Origin of the sequence: Pseudomonas sp. PS02303 (assembly GCF_029959925.1) — a bacterium.
GTDB classification, from domain to species: Bacteria; Pseudomonadota; Gammaproteobacteria; order Pseudomonadales; family Pseudomonadaceae; genus Aquipseudomonas; species Aquipseudomonas mandelii.
In genome coordinates this window covers 1-4,375 of sequence record NZ_JASCOM010000365.1, presented here as the reverse complement: position 1 = coordinate 4,375, position 4,375 = coordinate 1, and the positions used below count along the sequence as shown (strand labels likewise).

Sequence of the window (4,375 nt, the reverse complement as noted above, 5' to 3'; positions counted from 1 at the left end):
GCTCGCGAAGGCGTCGTGTCAGCCACTATCAAGGTTGGCTGATACACCGCTTTCGCGAGCAGGCTCGCTCCCACAAGGGACCTTCTTGGCCTTCAGGGCGAGATTCCAGGCACAAAAAAGCCCCCGCTGCCGCACTGGCAACGGGGGCTTTTCAATGGGGGGCTTACATCTCGACCTGAGTACCCAGCTCAATCACCCGGTTCAGCGGCAGATTGAAGAAGCGCAAATTGCCATTGGCATTCCTCAACATGAAGGCGAACAGCGCCTCGCGCCAACGGGCCATGCCTTCGAGTTTGGAGGCGATCACCGTCTCGCGGCTGAGGAAGTAGGTGGTGCGCATCGGGCTGAAGTCGAGGTCATCGAGATGGCACAGTTTCAGTGCTTGCGGCACGTCCGGCTCGTCGACGAAGCCGAAGTGCAGGATCACCCGGAAGAACCCTTCGCCGTAGGAATCGACTTCGAAGCGTCGGCTCGACGGTACCCGCGGGATGTCTTCGTAGACCACCGTCAACAGCACCACTTGCTCGTGCAGTACCTGGTTATGCAGCAGGTTGTGCAACAGCGCGTGCGGTACGGCATCCGGGCGTGCGGTCAGGAACACGGCGGTACCCTGCACGCGATGCGGCGGTTGCACGGCGATACTGCTGATGAAAATCGGCAGGGGCAGACCGCCTTCGTCCATGCGCTCCACCAGCAGTTGTTTGCCGCGTTTCCAGGTGGTCATCAGCACGAACAGCGCGATACCGGCGATTACCGGGAACGCCCCGCCCTGAATGATTTTCGGCACGTTGGCGGCAAAGTACAGACCGTCCACCAACAAGAAGCCGAGCAACAGCGGAACAGCGAGCACCGGCGGCCATTTCCACAGCAGCAATATTACCGCCGACACTAGGATGGTGGTCATCAGCATCGTGCCGGTCACCGCCACGCCGTAGGCCGAGGCCAGGGCGCCTGAGGACTCGAAGCCCAGCACCAACAGGATCACGCCGACCATCAATGCCCAGTTCACCGCACCGATGTAGATCTGGCCCTGCTCGGCGCTGGAGGTGTGGCGGATGTGCATGCGCGGAATGTAGCCGAGCTGGATCGCCTGACGAGTCAGGGAGAACGCGCCGGAGATGACCGCTTGCGAGGCAATCACCGTGGCCATCGTCGACAATCCCACCAATGGAAGCAACGCCCAGCTTGGCGCCAACAGGTAGAACGGATTGCGAGCGGCTTCCGGATCACCGAGCAGCAAGGCGCCCTGACCGAAATAGTTCAGCACCAGCGCCGGCAGCACGAGGATGAACCACGCACGGGCAATCGGCTTGCGCCCGAAGTGGCCCATGTCGGCGTACAGCGCTTCGGCACCGGTCAACGCCAGCACCACCGCGCCGAGGATCGCCACGCCCATGCCCGGATGCTGGGTGAAGAAACGCACGCCCCAGACCGGGTTCAGCGCTTGCAACACTTCCGGGTGCTGCAAGATGCCGTGGACACCCAGTGCACCGAGCGCCACAAACCAGGTGACCATGATCGGCCCGAACAGAATGCCGATGCGCGCGGTGCCGTGGCTCTGAATCAGGAACAGCGCCACCAGCACGACCAAGGACAGTGGCACCACCCAATGGTCGATGCCTTCGAACGCCAGCCCCAGGCCTTCAATCGCCGAGAGCACGGAAATCGCCGGGGTGATCATGCTGTCGCCATAGAACAGCGCCGCACCGATCAACCCACACACCACCAGCAACGCCCGCAACTTCGGATGCCCCGCTGCTGCTCGCCGGGCCAGCGCGGTCAAGGCCATGATCCCGCCTTCGCCCTGGTTGTCGGCACGCAGCACGAACATCATGTATTTGATCGAGACGACCCAGATCAGCGACCAGAAGATCAGCGCCAGGATGCCCAACACGCCGTCATGGTTGACCGGTACGCCATAGCCCCCGGAAAACACTTCTTTGAGGGTGTACAGCGGGCTCGTGCCGATATCGCCATAAACCACCCCGACCGCCGCGACCAGCATGCCGATCGGCTTTGCCGCCGAATGCTCGGCACCCGCTGCCTGACTACTTGCCTGCCCCATCCAAAACTCCTACTACTCAGACCCGGACTTCTTATAAGAAGCACTATGCTTTGCCGTGCAGCATGCGCTGTTTTACATGACGTTACAGACGTTTCATTGACTGTAAAAAATCGGTAAAGCGTAAAGGCGCGAAGCATAGCGCAGCACTCGTCGTATTTCCCTGCATAAAGCTGGTCAAGTGCGCGTCTCATCGCTAGAATTGCGCACTTTTTGACCAGAGGCGCAACATAGCGCCCGTCTGTCGCCTTGCCGTCTTCGGCTGGAGGCGTCCCAAATACCGAGGTTAGACATGTCCACCACTCCTGCGCCGGCCAATCCAAAAGTTGGCTTCGTATCCCTGGGTTGCCCAAAAGCACTGGTCGACTCCGAGCGCATCCTTACCCAGCTGCGCATGGAAGGCTATGACGTCGTGTCCACTTACGAGGACGCCGATGTCGTGGTGGTCAACACTTGCGGTTTCATCGACTCGGCCAAGGCTGAGTCCCTGGAAGTGATCGGCGAAGCCATCAAGGAAAACGGCAAGGTCATCGTGACCGGCTGCATGGGCGTCGAAGAAGGCAACATCCGCAAGGTGCACCCGAGCGTGCTGGCCGTGACCGGTCCGCAGCAGTACGAGCAAGTGGTCAACGCCGTGCACGACGCCGTGCCGCCACGCCAGGATCACAACCCGCTGATCGACCTGGTGCCGCCGCAAGGCATCAAGCTGACCCCGCGCCACTACGCCTACCTGAAGATTTCCGAAGGCTGCAACCACAGTTGCAGCTTCTGCATCATCCCGTCGATGCGCGGCAAGCTGGTCAGCCGTCCGGTCGGTGACGTGCTCGACGAAGCCCAGCGCCTGGTCAAGGCCGGCGTCAAGGAGCTGCTAGTGATCTCGCAAGACACCAGCGCCTACGGCGTCGACGTGAAATACCGCACCGGTTTCTGGAACGGCGCGCCGGTGAAAACCCGCATGACCGAACTCTGCGAAGCCCTGAGCTCCCTCGGCGTCTGGGTCCGCTTGCACTACGTTTACCCGTACCCGCACGTCGACGAGCTGATCCCGCTGATGGCCGCCGGGAAAATCCTGCCGTACCTGGACATCCCGTTCCAGCACGCCAGCCCGAAAGTCCTGAAAGCCATGAAACGCCCGGCCTTCGAAGACAAGACCCTGGCGCGCATCAAGAACTGGCGCGAGATCTGCCCGGACCTGATCATCCGTTCGACCTTCATCGTTGGCTTCCCCGGCGAAACCGAAGAAGACTTCCAGTACCTGCTGAACTGGCTGACCGAAGCGCAACTCGACCGCGTCGGCTGCTTCCAGTACTCGCCAGTCGAAGGCGCACCGGCCAACCTGCTGGACGCGGCCATCGTGCCGGACGACGTCAAGCAAGACCGTTGGGACCGCTTCATGGCGCACCAGCAGGCCATCAGCTCGGCGCGCCTGCAAATGCGCGTCGGCCGTGAAATCGAAGTGCTGGTGGACGAAGTCGACGAGCAAGGCGCCGTTGGCCGCTGCTTCTTCGATGCCCCGGAAATCGACGGCAACGTGTTCATCGACAACGGCAGCAACCTCAAGCCAGGCGACAAGGTCTGGTGCAAAGTGACCGACGCCGACGAATACGACCTGTGGGCTGAACAGATCTAAACGCAAAAAATACGAAAAGCCCTGCTCTCTTGACGAGATGCGGGGCTTTTTTAGGTCTATCGTTTTGTGGAAGAAAGGACTCGCACACTCCACGGTAAAAGGGGCAACCGGCCATGCGCCAACATTCGGTCATCCACACGCCGAAACAGAGCGACTACGAAGAACTCACACAAGTCTGGGAAGCTTCGGTGCGCGCCACCCATGACTTTCTGCCGGACAGCTACATTGAATTGCTGAAGAACCTGGTGCTGACCCGCTACCTCGACGCGGTGATGCTGATCTGCACCAAGGACTCGCGCCAGCGCATCACCGGGTTTGCCGGGGTGGCGGCGGGCAAGATAGAGATGCTCTTCATCGACCCGGCCCACCGGGGTCAGGGTTTGGGCAAGCAGTTGCTGCGTTACGCCATGGAACACCTGAACGCCAACGAGCTGGACGTCAACGAGCAGAACCCGCAGGCCTTGGGGTTTTACTTCAAGCAGGGGTTCGAGGTGATTGGTCGTTCGGAGGTCGATGGCATGGGCCAGCCTTATCCGTTGCTGCACATGCGTTTGCGCCAGGCGCAACAAAAGACCCGCAACGGCTGACACAACATGAAACCCTTGTGGAAGCGAGCCTGCTCGCGAAAGCGGTCTATCAATCGACATTGAAGTTGAAGCTGAAGACGCTTTCGCGAGCAGGCT

Annotated in this window: 3 protein-coding genes; 2 read left to right on the top strand and 1 reads right to left on the bottom strand. The window is 60.7% G+C overall.

Annotation, left to right across the window (positions count from 1 at the left end; translation table 11 throughout):
- Positions 1-163: 163 nt before the first annotated feature.
- Complete coding sequence (locus QMX98_RS32615; RefSeq protein ID WP_077748352.1) at positions 164-2,065, bottom strand: potassium transporter Kup; 1,902 nt, start codon at positions 2,063-2,065, stop codon at positions 164-166.
- Between the two features lie 289 nt (positions 2,066-2,354).
- Between QMX98_RS32615 and rimO the strand changes: the two genes are divergently transcribed.
- The gene (gene rimO, locus QMX98_RS32610; RefSeq protein WP_221108551.1) at positions 2,355-3,692 is read left to right on the top strand and encodes a 30S ribosomal protein S12 methylthiotransferase RimO; all 1,338 of its coding nucleotides are present in this window, start codon (positions 2,355-2,357) and stop codon (positions 3,690-3,692) included.
- A gap of 113 nt (positions 3,693-3,805) precedes the next feature.
- Entirely contained in the window at positions 3,806-4,279 is a 474-nt protein-coding gene (locus QMX98_RS32605; RefSeq protein ID WP_010462685.1) for an acetyltransferase, read from the top strand.
- Positions 4,280-4,375 lie beyond the last annotated feature (96 nt).